Genomic DNA, 14,269 nt, shown 5'->3' on the forward strand with positions numbered 1-14,269 from the left:
AAAAACATCGTTTGGCGCCCACTTTGCCCCCGTTTCGCGCTTTTCGAGGTTGTGCGGGCAGGCACTGCACAACCTGTGTGCCTGGATGGCGCCATGCAGCCTTGGGAAGAGGCGCCTATACAAGGGCGCCAAAATCCTTAATAATTTTTTAATTCATTGTTATATAAGGAATAACAAGTGGACGCCCTGTTTGACCTCAAAAAGTGGCTGGGCCAGCTGCTGATGCCGCTCCCCTTCTCCCTCAGCCTGCTGCTGCTGGCGCTTTTGCTGCTCTGGTTCACCCGTTTCCAAAAGACCGGCAAGCTGCTGGCGACCCTCTCGCTGCTGCTGGTCACCCTGATGGGGATGCGCCCGGTGAGCTACGAGCTGGCCCGCGGCCTGGAGCAGACCTTCCCTCCCTTCGAAGTTAGCCAGCATCCGGACATCGAGGCCATCGTGGTGCTCGGTAACGGCCATGTCAGCGACCCGGCGGTGCCCGAGCGATCCTGGCAGAACAATATTGCACTGGCCCGCACCCTGGAGGGAGTACGGCTGGCCCAGGCTTATCCGCAGGCGGAGCTGATTTTTTCAGGCTATGTATCGGGAGATCCCCTGTCGAACGCCGAGGTCAACGCCCGCATGGCGGTGAGTCTCGGCATTCCCCGCTTGCGGATGACGTTGTTTGAAAACAACAAAGACACCCACGACGAGGCGGTCAGCATCAGCCGTCATCTCAAGGGCAAGCGGGTGGCATTGGTGAGCTCGGCAACCCATCTGCCGCGGGCCATGGCGCTCTATCAGGGTCAGGGACTGAACGCCGTGCCCGCTCCCACCGACTACACCGCCAAGCAGAGTCAGGTGGCCCAACCCCTCTACAGCTACCTGCCAAAAGGGCGTTATCTGATGTATTCCGAAGCTGCCATTCACGAATGGATTGGGGTATGGTGGGCCCGTTTGCGGGGGCAGGTTAACGATTGAGCAATCGAGCCTTTCATTCCTGATTTGGATCAGGAAAGCGAAAAAAAATTACGTCATTTGCCGCCGGGTCAGCTATCTTGGGCTCGGTTCAATTCATATAATGTCGCGCAATCAAATGCCTAGGAGATATACAAGATGAGACAGCACCTGGTAATGGGTAACTGGAAACTGAACGGCACCAAAGCTTCCGTCGAAGCTCTGATCAAAGGACTGACCCCGGCTGCTGCCGCTCATCCTTCTGTGCAAGTCGCCGTCTGCCCGCCGGTTATCTTTTTGGGTCTGGTTGAGCAACTGACCGCCGGCAGCAAGATTGCCTACGGAGCCCAGAACGCCGACGTTCACGAGTCCGGCGCCTTCACCGGCGAAAACGCTCCGTCCATGCTCAAAGCCTTCGGTTGCACCTACTCCCTGGTCGGCCACAGCGAGCGTCGTACCCTGCACGCAGAGACCGACGACGTGGTTGCTGCCAAGTACGAAGCCATCCAGAAAGGCGGTCTGATCCCCGTGCTGTGCATCGGTGAGACTCTGGCTCAGTTCGAAGCCGGCACCACCAACTCCGTGGTCGAAACCCAGCTCAAAGCCGTGATCGACCGTTGCGGTATCGCCTCCTTCGAGAACGCCGTCGTGGCTTACGAGCCGGTATGGGCCATCGGTACCGGCAAGACTGCCACCCCGGAAATCGCTCAGGCCGTTCACGCTCACATCCGTCAGTACCTGGCCGGCTTCGACGCCGCCGTGGCTGCCAAGGTACAGATCCTGTACGGTGGTTCCGTCACCGGTGCCACCGCTGCCGACCTGTTCGGTCAGCCGGACATCGACGGCGGCCTGGTGGGTGGTGCGTCCCTGAAAGTGGACGACTTCTCCCAGATCATCGCTGGCGCGGCCAAGTAATCGGCTGCCATGGAGGGGGCGCTTGCCCCCTCCTGCATATCGCTTTTCCTATGGCAGCCGCCGCATCCCATAGGAAAGCCGATATAGTAAAAGTGGCTTGTCTCATTCAACCATTTCGTATTCGACAACTCAGATCCAGAGGCACTCATGACCAAACAAATCAAACGTATTGGTGTTTTGACCAGTGGTGGTGACGCACCGGGTATGAACGCAGCCATCCGCGCCGTAGTGCGCGCCGGTCTGCATCATGGCCTGGAAGTCTACGGCATCTATGATGGCTACCTCGGTCTGCACCAGGACCGTATCGTCAAGCTGGAGCGTCACAGCGTCTCCGACGTGGTCAACCGTGGTGGTACCTTCCTCGGTTCCGCCCGTTTCCCCGCCTTCAAAGATCCGAAAGTACGCGCCGAAGCGATCGAAAATCTGAAAAAGCACGGCATCGACGCCCTGGTGGTGATCGGTGGTGACGGCTCCTACATGGGTGCCAAGAAGCTGACCGAAGAGGGTTTCCCCTGCATCGGCCTGCCGGGCACCATCGACAACGACATCGCCGGTACCGACTTCACCATCGGCTTTGATACCGCGCTGAACGTGGTGGTAGACGCCATCGACCGTCTGCGCGATACCTGCAGCTCCCACCATCGCATCTCCGTGGTCGAGATCATGGGCCGTCACTGTGGTGATCTGGCCATGTCCGCCGCCGTTGCCGGCGGTGCCGAGTACGTGATCGTGCCGGAAGTGGCGTTCGACAAGGACAAGCTGCTGCAACAGATCAAGGAAGGCGAAGCCAAGGGCAAGAAGCACGCCATCATCACCATCTGTGAGCACGTCACCGACGTGAACGCCCTGGCCAAGGATATCGAAGCCCTGACCGGCCGCGAAACCCGCGCCACCATCCTGGGCCACATCCAGCGTGGCGGCACCCCCACCGCGCGTGACCGCATCATGTCCAGCCGCATGGGCGCCTACGCCGTCGAGCAGCTGCTGGCCGGCCACGGTGGCCGCTGCGTCGGCATCCAGCGCAACGAGATGGTGCACCACGACATCATCGACTGCATCGAGAACCTCAAGCGCCCGTTCGATCAGGAGCTCTACGATCTCTCCACCACCCTGTTCTAAGCCCCGCTTTCAGGTTGCTGTGACAAAAGCCCTCCACTGGAGGGCTTTTTCATTGGGCTATGACGCCACCTCGTTACAACCATCCTTACGCTCATCACAGCTTTTCCTCTATTTATCGCCAGCTCATCACCCCCTTCTTCGGGGCTCCTTGACCCGTTAACCGATTCAAGTGGCATTGCGTCGGTTCAGGGCTGAAACAAGGCGGTACACGGCCCTCTGCAGCCCGGATTCTGCCAAGAACAGCACCACCTCTCTGCATACTCTTCTTGTCCTGCACCTTGGCGTTGCCGACAGCAGGTGTTCCATCGGACCGCCAACATGCCTGAAAAAGATCCGAACAGAGACGAAAAGTGGGCCGACAGAGCACCATCAGCAGAGGGAATTTTGCAAAAAAACAGGAAGAGACATGTCAGAAGGTGGCGTCACGACAGGGAAAAACCGTTCGACTACGACAAAAACATGTTGGAGACGGAAAATGACGCTGACAGCAGCCCAAACCATGGCAGGGTCATCACTCTCCTCTAAAAACCGTCATTTTTTGCCGACATAATTTTAAAAAAACAAAAAAGCCTCATATAAAACCCATTATCTGCATCGTAATGAAATTAACTAATGCATTGTTTTAATTGATATAACTAAATATTCAACTTCTCTCCATCGAACAGAATGACCATCGAGATGATAAAGTGAGCTTAAAATTGCAAAAATGAAGCTTTCGATGACCACAAGCCACATCTCAACCAATAAATGCAGTTTGCTATTGTTTTACCGCACAATTGTGGTATCTTGGTTCCATCAACAGTCAGCCAAGGGAGACAAAAATATGAAAGAGTTTGTGGTTACTGCAGTTTTTACTGTGTTTTTCACTCTGGTTGCCGTCTCTCTGCCGTCACTGTCACAGCTTTGAGGCGGTTAGTTGCCCACTCAATGACCCTGATGGGCAACGACAGGCATCGCCACGCTGGTTAATTCACCGCTTAATGTCATTTTTTTGTAGTTCATCGAAAACAACGACAAATACGGCCATTAGCACGACCAAGCGAACATAATTGCAGCTGCCTGCCAGAGGCAGCCTGTAAACAGGGGGAGCCAGTGGCTCCCCCTGTTGCGTCTGTGGGATTTACTCTTACCCCCCTGCCCGTCACAATGTCCGCTGGATTCGCCATGCAGGAATTACCATGACACAAGATGCGCTAAGCCATTGGCGTCGTGATCTTCATCGTCTGCCCGAAGCGGCCTGGTGTGAATTTCGTACCAGCTCCCTCATCGCCCACCACCTCAGTGAACTCGGTTTCTCCATCATGCTGGGCGACAAGCTGCTGGCCAGCAACCTCATCATGGGACGCAACATCGACGTGCAGGCCCAGAAGGAGCGAGCCCTGCGCCAGGGTGCCCATCCGGACTGGCTGGGCAGGATCGAAGAGATAACGGGCGTAATGGGGCTGTGGGACAGCGGTCGTCCGGGCCCGACACTGGCCTTTCGCTTCGACATCGATGCGGTAGAGGTCGAAGAGAGCCAGGATGAGCTGCATCCCCCCAGCCAGGAGGGGTGGCACTCGCGCAACGCCGGCTGGATGCACGCCTGCGCCCATGACGGCCATACCGCCATCGGGCTGGTACTGGCCGAGCGGATCGCCGCCCTCGCCGATCGGTTGAATGGCCGCATCAAGCTCTTCTTCCAGCCAGCCGAAGAGGGCTGTCGCGGCGGCAAGGCACTGGCCGCCGGAGGTCAACTCGACGACGTGGATGCCCTGCTGGCGCTGCACATCGGCATTCATGCCAACAGCGGCGAGCTGGTGGTCAATCCCACCGAGTTTCTCTGCTCCACCAAGTTCGACGTGGAATTCATGGGGCGTGCCGCCCACGCGGGGCTTGAGCCCAACGCCGGCAGCAATGCGCTGGCGGCGGCCTGCATGGCCACCACAGCCATGCTCGGCATCGCCCGCCACCGCGATGGCATGACCCGCATCAACGTGGGCCAGCTCCATGGCGGCAGCGGCCGCAACGTGATCCCGGGTCACGCCCTGTTGCAGGGGGAGACCCGGGGCGCCACGCCGGCCCTCAACGACTACATGTTCAGCCAGGTGCAGCAGATGGTGGAAGGGGCTGCGATGATGCAGGGCGCCACCTACCTCATTCGCAAGCAGGGTGAAGCCATCGGCATCGACAACAGTCCGGCCCTGCTCGAAGAGATCATTCCGCTCGCCCAGGCGCTCAAGCTGGAAACCATCCATACCCGCCGTTTCGGCGCCAGCGAGGATGCGGGCTTTCTCATCGAGCGAGTGCAGCGAAGCGGTGGCGAGGCGGCCTACCTGATCCTGGGGGCCAATCTGGCGGCACCCCATCATCACCCGGAGTTCGACTTCGACGAGGCCGTGCTTGCCCCAGGTGTAGCACTGCTGGAGTCCTGGTTGCTGGCCCGCCTCGGCCGCTAGCAAACAGCCGGAAACAAACAAGGCAGCCCGCGGGCTGCCTTGTTTGTTTCACCCCTTGTCTGGCAAGGGGGTCTGTTGCACCTACTGTCCCAGCACGATAGCCGAGAGGTGGGCGAAGTGGTGGATCTCGTGGGTCGCCTCACACGGACCATCCTGGCGAGCCGGGTTGTACCAGCAAGTTGCCAGCCCCTGCGCCGCAGCGCCGGCGATATCGGTCTTGGGGTTGTCTCCCACCATCAGCACCCGCGCCGGATCCGGGCGCTGCATCAACTCGAGGGCATGCTGGAAAATGGCCGCCGCCGGCTTGGTCACCTGTACCTCGTCCGAGATCACCAACGGCTCGAACCACTCGTTCCAGCCCAGCTTGTCGAGGCGCCGCGCTGCGGAAGGCTGAAACCGTTGGTGATGATCCCCATCTTCACCTTGCTCTTCAACGCCTGCAGCGTCTCTACCACCCCCTCCAGCGGCATGCTCAGGGCGATGATCTGCTGCAGGAAGGTGTCATTCATCGCCATCGGCGCCACGTCCACCTGTTCAGCAAACAGGGAGAAACGGGTCTGCTGCAGGTGGGCGGCATCGATCTCGCCGGAGTTGTACTGCTGCCAGAGCCGGTGGTTGAGGGCGTGATACTCCGCCATCTTGGGCGGGGTCGGCGTCACGCCGTAAATGTGCAGCGTCTGTTCCAGCGCCTTGGCGACCGGGAAATCGAGCAGTGTTTCGTCCAGATCGAACAACACCCAGTCATAACTTGGTACTTTCACGGGATCCCTTACTGTTCTGGTTGATCAAATTCATTGCGCCGCCCCAGTGGGCCGGCCAGCAGATCCAGTGTCAATCTGACCCCGAATCCGGTCACCTCGCTGCTGACCACGCCATTGCCGCCCTTGTTGCGAAAACCGCTCAAGTCGAGATGCAGCCAGGGGGTCTGGGCAGGCACGAAGCGGCTGAGGAAGCGGGCCGCATCGATGTGATCCGGCGACGAACCCGGCGCACACTGTAACAGATCGGCCCACTCGCTATCGAGGTTGTCGTCGTAGTCCTCATCCAGCGGGAAGGGCCAGATCCGCTCGCCGCTGCGCTGGCCAAGATTGATAAGCTCCCCCAACCACTGGGGGCGGTTGGTGAAGGCGCCGCTGTAACGGCTGCCGAGCGCCCGCTTGCAGGCCCCGGTCAGGGTGGCATAGTCGATCAGCAGATCCGGGTTGTCCTGCACCGCCATGCAGAGGGTATCCGCCAGCACCATGCGCCCCTCGGCATCGGTGTCCACCACTTCGATGGTGGTGCCGTTGAGGGCGGTCACCACCTCCCCCGGCCGGTAGGCGAGCGGGCCTATGTGGTTCTCGGCAATGGCGAGCCAGCAGTGCACCTCATAGGGCAACCTGGCGCGACTGATGGCGTGGAGCGTCCCCAGCGCCACCGCGCTGCCCCCCATGTCCAGGTGCATGCCATACATGCTGCCGGAGATCTTGAGGTTGTAGCCGCCCGAATCGTGGCAAATCCCCTTGCCCACCAGTGCCAGCCGCCGCACCGCATTGGGCGGGCAGTAGCTCAGCTTGACCATAGCGGCCTGGTTGTCTTCCGAGCCGCGCGCCACCGCGATGAAAGCGCCAGCCCCCCGCTCGGCGAGCTGGGCCTGATCGTACTCATGCCACTGCCACCCCTCGCGCTGGGCGAGCTGGCGTACCCACTCCCGGTAGCTGCGGGCGGTCAGATCGGAGGCCGGCGACACCGCCAGATGGCGCGCCATACCGTTGCCTTCCGCCTCGGCATAGATCCGCGCCAGATCCAGCACGCAATTGGGGGACACCGAAATCTGCTGATAACGCCAGGGATCTTCGCTGCGATGCTTGTGACTGGGCAGCGGCACGTTGGCTGCCAGCAAAGTGGCCAGTACCAGTTCGGCCAACAGCGTGGTATCGGCCTCGTCAAAGCCTTCCAGGTGCAGCCCCAACCGCTCGATCTTGAGCCCGGCCAGCGGCGCAACCCAGCCGCGCACCTGTTTGTAGAGGGCATGATCGCGCGCGGGGTGTGCCGGCAGAAAGATCAGCAGTTGCAGGGTATTGTGCAGCACCAGGCTGTAGGGCGCCTTCTGCCCCAGTGCGATCTGGGCGCCGACGGCGGCAAACTCGGGCAGGGCCAGCAGGCTTTCGCGCCGATCTTCGGCGCAGATCAGCAGATTGGCGGCCAGGCCGTTGGTGAGGACGGCAGCGAGGCCGGCGTCGTGAATGTCGATCTGCGGCGGCAGATAGGTAAATGGTTGCATCATTGGGCAAGGCCCTCGTCCATGAAGAGATACCAGAGATGATACCCAACAAAGCGGGGTCACAGCCAGATTTGCACTTGAAAATCAATATCAAGCGTGAAGGCAGCACAAAGCAGAACGACCGCGAAGGCGGCTGGATGACAAGCTGAGGATTAGCGTAATAGAGATAGGAAGTTGGTTGCGGGGGCCGGATTTGAACCGACGACCTTCGGGTTATGAGCCCGACGAGCTACCGAGCTGCTCCACCCCGCGTCCGAATTGTACTGCCACCACAAGAGACAGAGCAGTTGTCCCTTGCTGTCTTCGTTTCCACCGCGGGCACTAGCGCTCGCCATGGATACAAATAGTTGGTTGCGGGGGCCGGATTTGAACCGACGACCTTCGGGTTATGAGCCCGACGAGCTACCGAGCTGCTCCACCCCGCGTCCGAATTGTACTGCCACCACAAGAGACAGAGCAGTTGCCCCTTGCTGTCTTCGTCTCCACCGCGGGCACTAGCGCTCGCCATGGATACAAATAGTTGGTTGCGGGGGCCGGATTTGAACCGACGACCTTCGGGTTATGAGCCCGACGAGCTACCGAGCTGCTCCACCCCGCGTCCGAATTGTACTGCCACCACAAGAGACAGAGCAGTTGCCTCTTGCTGTCTTCGTCTCCACCGCGGGCACTAGCGCTCGCCATGGATACAAATAGTTGGTTGCGGGGGCCGGATTTGAACCGACGACCTTCGGGTTATGAGCCCGACGAGCTACCGAGCTGCTCCACCCCGCGTCCGAATTGTACTGCCACCACAAGAGACAGAGCAGTTGTCCCTTGCTGTCTTCGTTTCCACCGCGGGCACTAGCGCTCGCCATGGATACAAATAGTTGGTTGCGGGGGCCGGATTTGAACCGACGACCTTCGGGTTATGAGCCCGACGAGCTACCGAGCTGCTCCACCCCGCGTCCGAATTGTACTGCCACCACAAGAGACAGAGCAGTTGCCCCTTGCTGTCTTCGTCTCCACCGCGGGCACTAGCGCTCGCCATGGATACAAATAGTTGGTTGCGGGGGCCGGATTTGAACCGACGACCTTCGGGTTATGAGCCCGACGAGCTACCGAGCTGCTCCACCCCGCGTCCGAATTGTACTGCCACCACAAGAGACAGAGCAGTTGCCTCTTGCTCTCTTCGTCTCCACCGCAGCGCGATGCGCTTGCCATGGATACAAATAGTTGGTTGCGGGGGCCGGATTTGAACCGACGACCTTCGGGTTATGAGCCCGACGAGCTACCGAGCTGCTCCACCCCGCGTCCGAATTGTACTGCCACCACAAGAGACAGAGCAGTTGCCCCTTGCTGTCTTCGTCTCCACCGCAGCGTGATGCGCTTGCCATGAACACAAATAGTTGGTTGCGGGGGCCGGATTTGAACCGACGACCTTCGGGTTATGAGCCCGACGAGCTACCGAGCTGCTCCACCCCGCGTCCGTATTTTTTCGTTCAGGCTGAGCAGTAGCCTGTTCGAATTCTCTTGTTTATCAAGCTGTTGTAAGGCAATCCTGATACAAGAACTCAGATGGTTGCGGGGGCCAGATTTGAACTGACGACCTTCGGGTTATGAGCCCGACGAGCTACCGGGCTGCTCCACCCCGCGTCTGAGGTCGCCAATAATAGGCGCCGGCGCTCAGATTGCAAGTAAATATCCTAAAAAAACTTCATTCGAAGATTAAACCGGCACAAATCGCAGGAATTTGCAACAGAGCGCCGATTTTTCAGACAAGCAGGTTTGGGGCCAGCTTGGCGCACTACACTCAGATGGTTTGTAACTCCTCGTTTTGGGTAGGTTTATCATGCGCATCTCCGCCGGTCATTGCCGTCAATTGGGGGCCACCCCCGAGCACGATGGCGTCAACTTCGCCATCTGGGCTCGCCTCGCCAGCCGGGTCGAACTGCTGCTGTTCGCCAGTGCCGACGATACCACCCCTGAGGTGATCCCTTTGTCACCCCGTCTCAATCGCACTGCCTACTACTGGCACATCCATATAGAGGGCATCGAGCTCGGTCAACGCTATGCCTATCGCATCCAGGGCCCCTGGCGTCCCTACTACGGCACCCGCTTCGATGCGGACAAGGTGCTGCTGGACCCTTATGGCCGCAGCATCGAGCTGGGTGCCAACTACGATCGCTGGGCGGCGGCCCGCCCCGGCAGCAACCTGGCGGAGTGTGCCAAGAACCGGGTGGTGGACACCCGCCACTACGACTGGGAGGGGGACAAGCTGCCCGCCCACTCCCTCTCCCGCTCGGTGATCTACGAGCTGCATCTGGGGGGCTTTACCAAGTCGCCGAGTTCAGGGGTCGACCCCGCCCTGCGCGGCACCTACCTCGGCCTCATCGAGAAGATCCCCTACCTGCAATCCCTCGGCGTCACCGCGGTCGAGCTGCTGCCGGTGTTCCAGTTCGATCCCCAGGACTCCCCCAGGGGGCTCTCCAACTACTGGGGTTACAGCCCCATGTCGTTCTTTGCCCCCCACGCCCAGTACGCCAGCGGCGAGGATCCCCTCACCGAGTTTCGCGACATGGTCAAGGCACTGCACCGGGCCAACATCGAGGTGATCCTGGACGTGGTCTACAACCACACCGCCGAGGGGGGCGACGATGGCCCCACCTTCTCGTTTCGCGGCATCGACAACGAGGCCTACTACATCCTCGACGCCAATCAGAAGGACACCAACTATTCGGGCTGCGGCAACACCTTCAACGGCGCCCACCCGGTGGTGCTGCGCATGATCATGGACAGCCTCCACTTCTGGCGCCAGGAGATGCACGTGGACGGCTTTCGTTTCGACCTGGCGGCCATTCTGTCGCGGGACGAGTCGGGCCAGCCCCAGGCCAATGCGCCGACCCTGCGCACCATCGATACCGATCCTCGCATCGCCGACATCAAGCTCATTGCCGAGGCCTGGGATGCGGGGGGCCTCTATCAGGTGGGCAGCCTGGCCGGCGCCCGCTGGCGCGAGTGGAACGGCCAGTTCAGAGACGACGTGCGCCGCTTTCTGCGCGGGGATGACAATGCGGTGATGCCCTTCGTGGAGCGGCTGTGCGGCAGCCCGGACATCTACCACTACCATCACGCCGATCCGGAGAAGAGCATCAACTTCGTCACCTGCCACGACGGCTTCACCCTGTGGGACTGGGCCGGCTACAACGGCAAGCACAACGACGCCAATGGCGAGCAGAACCGGGACGGCTGCGATCACAACTTCAGCTGGAATCATGGTGAGGAGGGGCCGAGCGAGGATCCCCAGATCAACGCCCTGCGGCTGCGACAGGCCAAGAACATGATGGTGGCCACCCTGCTCTCGGTGGGCTCCCCCATGCTGCTGATGGGGGACGAGGTGCTGCGCACCCAGCACGGCAACAACAACGGCTACTGCCAGGACAACGACACCTGCTGGATGCAGTGGCAGCCCGATGCCATGGGCCAGGAGATGTTCCGCTTCATGAAGGAGCTGATCCAGTATCGCAAGCACCTGTTCCAGCGCCCGGAGCAGGAGAGCATGCCGCTGTCGCTGACCGAGATCCTGCGCCACAGCGAGATCTGCTGGCACGGGGTCAACGCCGCCCAGCCAGACTTCAGCCCTCACTCCCACGCCATCGCCATGTCAGCCCTGTCGAGCGAAACCCGGCTGGCCCTCTACGTGCTGTTCAACGCCTACTGGGAGCCGCTCACCTTCAATCTGCCAAGCCCCCCCAAAGGGGTCGGTGGCTACTGGCGCCGGATCCTGGACACCGCCCTGCCCTCGCCCGAGGACATCAGCACCTTCGGTATGCCGCTGGAGGGGCTGACCCGGGAGTACCTGGCCCAACCGCGCAGCAGTTGCCTCTTCATCTGCGGCGCCGACGACTTTTACTAGGGGCTGCTTGCGGCCAGCAAAAAGCCCACCCCGGGCAACCGGGGTGGGCTTTTTCATGACGCCAGTCTGTCAGGCCAGCTGGTGTAGCACGTTGGTCGCCGCAAGCTGGGCGATGATGAGACCGCACAGGGCGGTGGAGACCACAACCGGAGCCGTCTCCTGCTGGCGATAGAGCGGGCTGAACCAGAGCAGCAAGGCCGCGATCAGCAGGGCAGCCTGGGTCAGTACAGCGGGGATCAGGGCATCGAGACCGGCACTGCTTCCCTGCCAGCCCACCAGCACCGCCAGCCAGAGCAGACTCAGGATGGCGGCCACCAGCCCGGCCAGCGGCAACAGGGTATTGAACGCCTGCAGGCGGTGACGGGCCCGCAGCAGCATCAAATGGGCGAAGGCCGCCCCCAGCAATACCATCTGCAGCAGGCCGCCAAGCCAGCCCTGGATCTGCAGCAAGCCGATGCCATAGACCAGCAGCGGCATGGCTGGCAGCCAGAACAGCGTGGCGGGAATGGCGCGCTTGCCCTCCAGCCTGGATTGGGCCAGCGACAGCACCACCCCCAGGATCAGGGCGGCAGCTCCACTCCAGATCAGCCAGTCGGCCGCCTTGGCCTCCACCGCCAGCATCAGGGAGAGGCCGGTGATCACCCAGACCGAGAAGAGCTGGGTGATGATCCGCGAGCGCTGGCCCGGGCAGAGATCACCGCGCCAGAGCACCAGGCCCAGAGCGATGAGGGCCCCCAGCGCCATCAGGCCGGTCAGGGGAAAGAGCCAAAAAGGGAGTTGGACAAACATGACGCCTCCAGCAGCAAGGATTCAGAACGCGCCGATGGGCGCCGGATGAAGGGGCCGAGTATACCCAAAGCCGCCGCCATCCCCAATCCCTGCCGGGAGCACGGCCGTCATTGACCACTAGCGATCAGACATCGGCAACGGGAGCCGGCCGCCTTGCCAGCCAAGAATGCCGGGCCCTCGCCATCCGCTGCGGCCCGAGCTGGCAGCGGTCAGCCCTGGCCGCGGGCCAGCGCCACCACCCGGGCGAACATCTGACGCAGCACCGGCGGGATGTGCTCGCCGCCGAGCCGCTCCGCCTCCTCCACCACCGCCAGCGCCATGCCCGGCTTGCTGCGGTGGTGAATCGCCTTGTTGATGATGCGCCCGGCGTTGAGGGTCGAGCGCCCCCCACACCGGCTTCACGCCGGAACACCGCCTCGAAGCCGTTGTGATAGAGGTAGTGCTCTATGTCCGCCGCCGGCAACTGGGTCAAGCGATCCCGCTCCCGTTCGCCCTTGAGCAGGGAGCGGGCCGAAGTGGCGTACTTGACCCCCGCCTCGTCGCCGTCGGTGAGCAGATGCCACTCGATGCCGAAATCTCGCGCCACCTTGATGAGCGGAGACTGGCCGCACTGGGCGAACTCGATGATCCGCACCCCCTCCGCTCGCAGGCTGTAGCCGCAGATCTGGGCGAGTTCGGAGAGCAGCCAGATCTCGGTCTCCCCCTCCACCAGCAACCAGCAGCGGGCAAACATCGACATGGGGCGGTTGATGCGCACATGGAAGGCAATCTTGCGCAGATCGTCGCTGCTGTAGCGCTCGCCCCCCAGCTGATGGCAGACGATGTCCTGCTGGCGGCGCACCAGCCGGCGGATCTGGTTGAGAGGCAGCGAAGATAGCAGGTCCCCCGAATTGGTGGTGAGCAGCTTCTGCCCCGGCAACTGCTCCAGCAGCCCCCAGGCCAGCGCCAGCATGGTGGGGTGCAGACGGCTCTCCGGGTCTTCCAGGATCATGATGGGGCGCGCGCCCTGCTCCAGCTCCCGGTTGCCCCGTGCCTGCAGCAGGGTGGCCGCCATGCCCGCCATCGCCAGCTGCAGCGCCCGGTTGTCGGCATTGCGCAGCAGCGCCTGCAGATTGCCGGGGTTGCGCAGGGTCATGGGGCGATTGACGATCTCCCGCTGGCTGCGCGGCTTGTTCTTGATGGGGGCCAGCGCATTGAAGTAGTGATCCATCAGCTGGCGCACCGCCTGCAGCGCCTCCTTGAGCTCGGGCTCGCCGATGCGCTGGGGCTCGTCGATCAGCTTGTCGGCCAGCTCGCTCAGCCGGTGCTCGGAGAGATCCCCCCACTGCAGGGTCTCCACCCCGTTGCGGGCGGTGCGGGCATCCCGCAGCCGGAACACCGGGTTCATGGTGATGAGCAGGCAGACCAGCTCATGGGCATCGTCGATGGGCAGGCTCTTACCGATGCCGTCGAGAAAGTCGTGGGTGGTGGTGACGCTGCCGTCGCTCTGCAGTTCGGCGCTGGCGCGGTAGTGAATGCGGTGAAACTTGTCCTTGTGCTTGACCCAGGCCGCGCCAAGTCTAGCCAGCCGACGGGAGTGCAGGCACATCTGGGGCCTGTGCTCGCTGAAGGTGAGCACCAGTTGCAGGTGGCGAGCCGGCTCGAGTTCGGGATCTTCGGGCTGGTGGAAATCATCGCTGCTGAACTGATAGGGCTCGGCATCCTGACCCAAAAGACACCAGAGGGCGCGCAGCAGGCTGGACTTGCCCCAGGCGTTTTCGCCGATGAGCACTGTGGTGTTGTCCAGCCCGAGCGAGAGGCGATTTATTCCGCGAAAACCTTTGACTTCAATGCGTTCCAGAAACATGCGGCCATATCCAGTCCATCCTGATGGCGCAATAGTGGCAAAGTTGTCGGGAAAATCCTATCGGGTCGTGGCGATTT

Annotated in this window: 7 protein-coding genes, 9 tRNA genes and 2 pseudogenes; 5 read left to right on the plus strand and 13 right to left on the minus strand. The window is 61.4% G+C overall.

Annotated elements, in window-relative coordinates:
• Positions 1–186 precede the first annotated feature (186 nt).
• The 4 genes from elyC (at position 187) to ACPDZI_RS11345 (ending at position 5,402) form a co-directional block, all read left to right on the plus strand.
• Positions 187–957 carry an envelope biogenesis factor ElyC gene (gene elyC / locus ACPDZI_RS11330; protein WP_194760483.1) on the plus strand — a complete coding sequence of 257 codons (771 nt, stop codon included), beginning with the start codon at positions 187–189 and terminating at the stop codon, positions 955–957.
• A gap of 135 nt (positions 958–1,092) precedes the next feature.
• Positions 1,093–1,848 carry a triose-phosphate isomerase gene (gene tpiA, locus ACPDZI_RS11335; protein ID WP_011706224.1) on the plus strand — a complete coding sequence of 252 codons (756 nt, stop codon included), beginning with the start codon at positions 1,093–1,095 and terminating at the stop codon, positions 1,846–1,848.
• 147 nt (positions 1,849–1,995) lie between these two features.
• Positions 1,996–2,967, plus strand: coding sequence for a 6-phosphofructokinase (pfkA, locus tag ACPDZI_RS11340; RefSeq protein ID WP_011706225.1), 972 nt, complete (start codon positions 1,996–1,998; stop codon positions 2,965–2,967).
• A gap of 1,178 nt (positions 2,968–4,145) precedes the next feature.
• Complete coding sequence (locus ACPDZI_RS11345) at positions 4,146–5,402, plus strand: M20 family metallo-hydrolase (protein ID WP_043122694.1); 1,257 nt, start codon at positions 4,146–4,148, stop codon at positions 5,400–5,402.
• Positions 5,403–5,483: 81 nt separating this feature from the next.
• Here the strand turns inward: ACPDZI_RS11345 and yjjG are convergent.
• The 11 genes and pseudogenes from yjjG to ACPDZI_RS11400 all read right to left on the minus strand — a co-directional run bounded on the left by yjjG (position 5,484) and on the right by ACPDZI_RS11400 (position 9,297).
• Positions 5,484–6,163 (minus strand): annotated as a pseudogene (gene yjjG / locus ACPDZI_RS11350) (pyrimidine 5'-nucleotidase).
• Positions 6,164–6,171: 8 nt separating this feature from the next.
• Positions 6,172–7,668 (minus strand): M17 family metallopeptidase, encoded by a 1,497-nt coding sequence (locus ACPDZI_RS11355; RefSeq protein ID WP_408755002.1) that lies wholly within the window; start codon positions 7,666–7,668, stop codon positions 6,172–6,174.
• A gap of 172 nt (positions 7,669–7,840) precedes the next feature.
• Positions 7,841–7,917: transfer RNA gene (locus ACPDZI_RS11360), tRNA-Met, on the minus strand.
• Between the two features lie 96 nt (positions 7,918–8,013).
• Positions 8,014–8,090, minus strand: a tRNA-Met gene (locus ACPDZI_RS11365).
• 96 nt (positions 8,091–8,186) lie between these two features.
• Positions 8,187–8,263 (minus strand) — tRNA-Met (locus ACPDZI_RS11370).
• Positions 8,264–8,359: 96 nt separating this feature from the next.
• Positions 8,360–8,436 (minus strand) — tRNA-Met (locus ACPDZI_RS11375).
• Positions 8,437–8,532: 96 nt separating this feature from the next.
• Positions 8,533–8,609, minus strand: a tRNA-Met gene (locus ACPDZI_RS11380).
• 96 nt (positions 8,610–8,705) lie between these two features.
• Positions 8,706–8,782, minus strand: a tRNA-Met gene (locus ACPDZI_RS11385).
• Between the two features lie 96 nt (positions 8,783–8,878).
• Positions 8,879–8,955 (minus strand) — tRNA-Met (locus ACPDZI_RS11390).
• Between the two features lie 96 nt (positions 8,956–9,051).
• Positions 9,052–9,128 (minus strand) — tRNA-Met (locus tag ACPDZI_RS11395).
• 92 nt (positions 9,129–9,220) lie between these two features.
• Positions 9,221–9,297, minus strand: a tRNA-Met gene (locus ACPDZI_RS11400).
• 196 nt (positions 9,298–9,493) lie between these two features.
• On the opposite strand from ACPDZI_RS11400, the gene glgX reads away from it, so the two are divergent.
• Positions 9,494–11,557, plus strand: a complete 2,064-nt coding sequence (glgX, locus tag ACPDZI_RS11405; protein ID WP_438833135.1) for a glycogen debranching protein GlgX — start codon at positions 9,494–9,496, stop codon at positions 11,555–11,557.
• Between the two features lie 69 nt (positions 11,558–11,626).
• On the opposite strand, the gene ACPDZI_RS11410 is transcribed toward glgX, so the two are convergent.
• Entirely contained in the window at positions 11,627–12,346 is a 720-nt protein-coding gene (locus ACPDZI_RS11410) for a hypothetical protein (RefSeq protein WP_438833136.1), read from the minus strand.
• Between the two features lie 209 nt (positions 12,347–12,555).
• Positions 12,556–14,192 (minus strand): annotated as a pseudogene (locus ACPDZI_RS11415) (ATP-dependent endonuclease).
• Positions 14,193–14,269: the final 77 nt, after the last annotated feature.

It is taken from the genome of Aeromonas oralensis (assembly GCF_049665575.1).
GTDB classification, from domain to species: domain Bacteria; phylum Pseudomonadota; class Gammaproteobacteria; order Enterobacterales; family Aeromonadaceae; genus Aeromonas; species Aeromonas hydrophila.

Coding starts and splice junctions, on each gene's coding strand:
- tpiA (WP_011706224.1), top strand. CDS start 1,093: ATGAGACAGCACCTGGTAATGGGTAACTGGAAACTGAACGGCACCAAA.
- pfkA (WP_011706225.1), top strand. CDS start 1,996: ATGACCAAACAAATCAAACGTATTGGTGTTTTGACCAGTGGTGGTGAC.
- ACPDZI_RS11345 (WP_043122694.1), top strand. CDS start 4,146: ATGACACAAGATGCGCTAAGCCATTGGCGTCGTGATCTTCATCGTCTG.
- ACPDZI_RS11355 (WP_408755002.1), bottom strand. CDS start 7,668: ATGATGCAACCATTTACCTATCTGCCGCCGCAGATCGACATTCACGAC.
- glgX (WP_438833135.1), top strand. CDS start 9,494: ATGCGCATCTCCGCCGGTCATTGCCGTCAATTGGGGGCCACCCCCGAG.
- ACPDZI_RS11410 (WP_438833136.1), bottom strand. CDS start 12,346: ATGTTTGTCCAACTCCCTTTTTGGCTCTTTCCCCTGACCGGCCTGATG.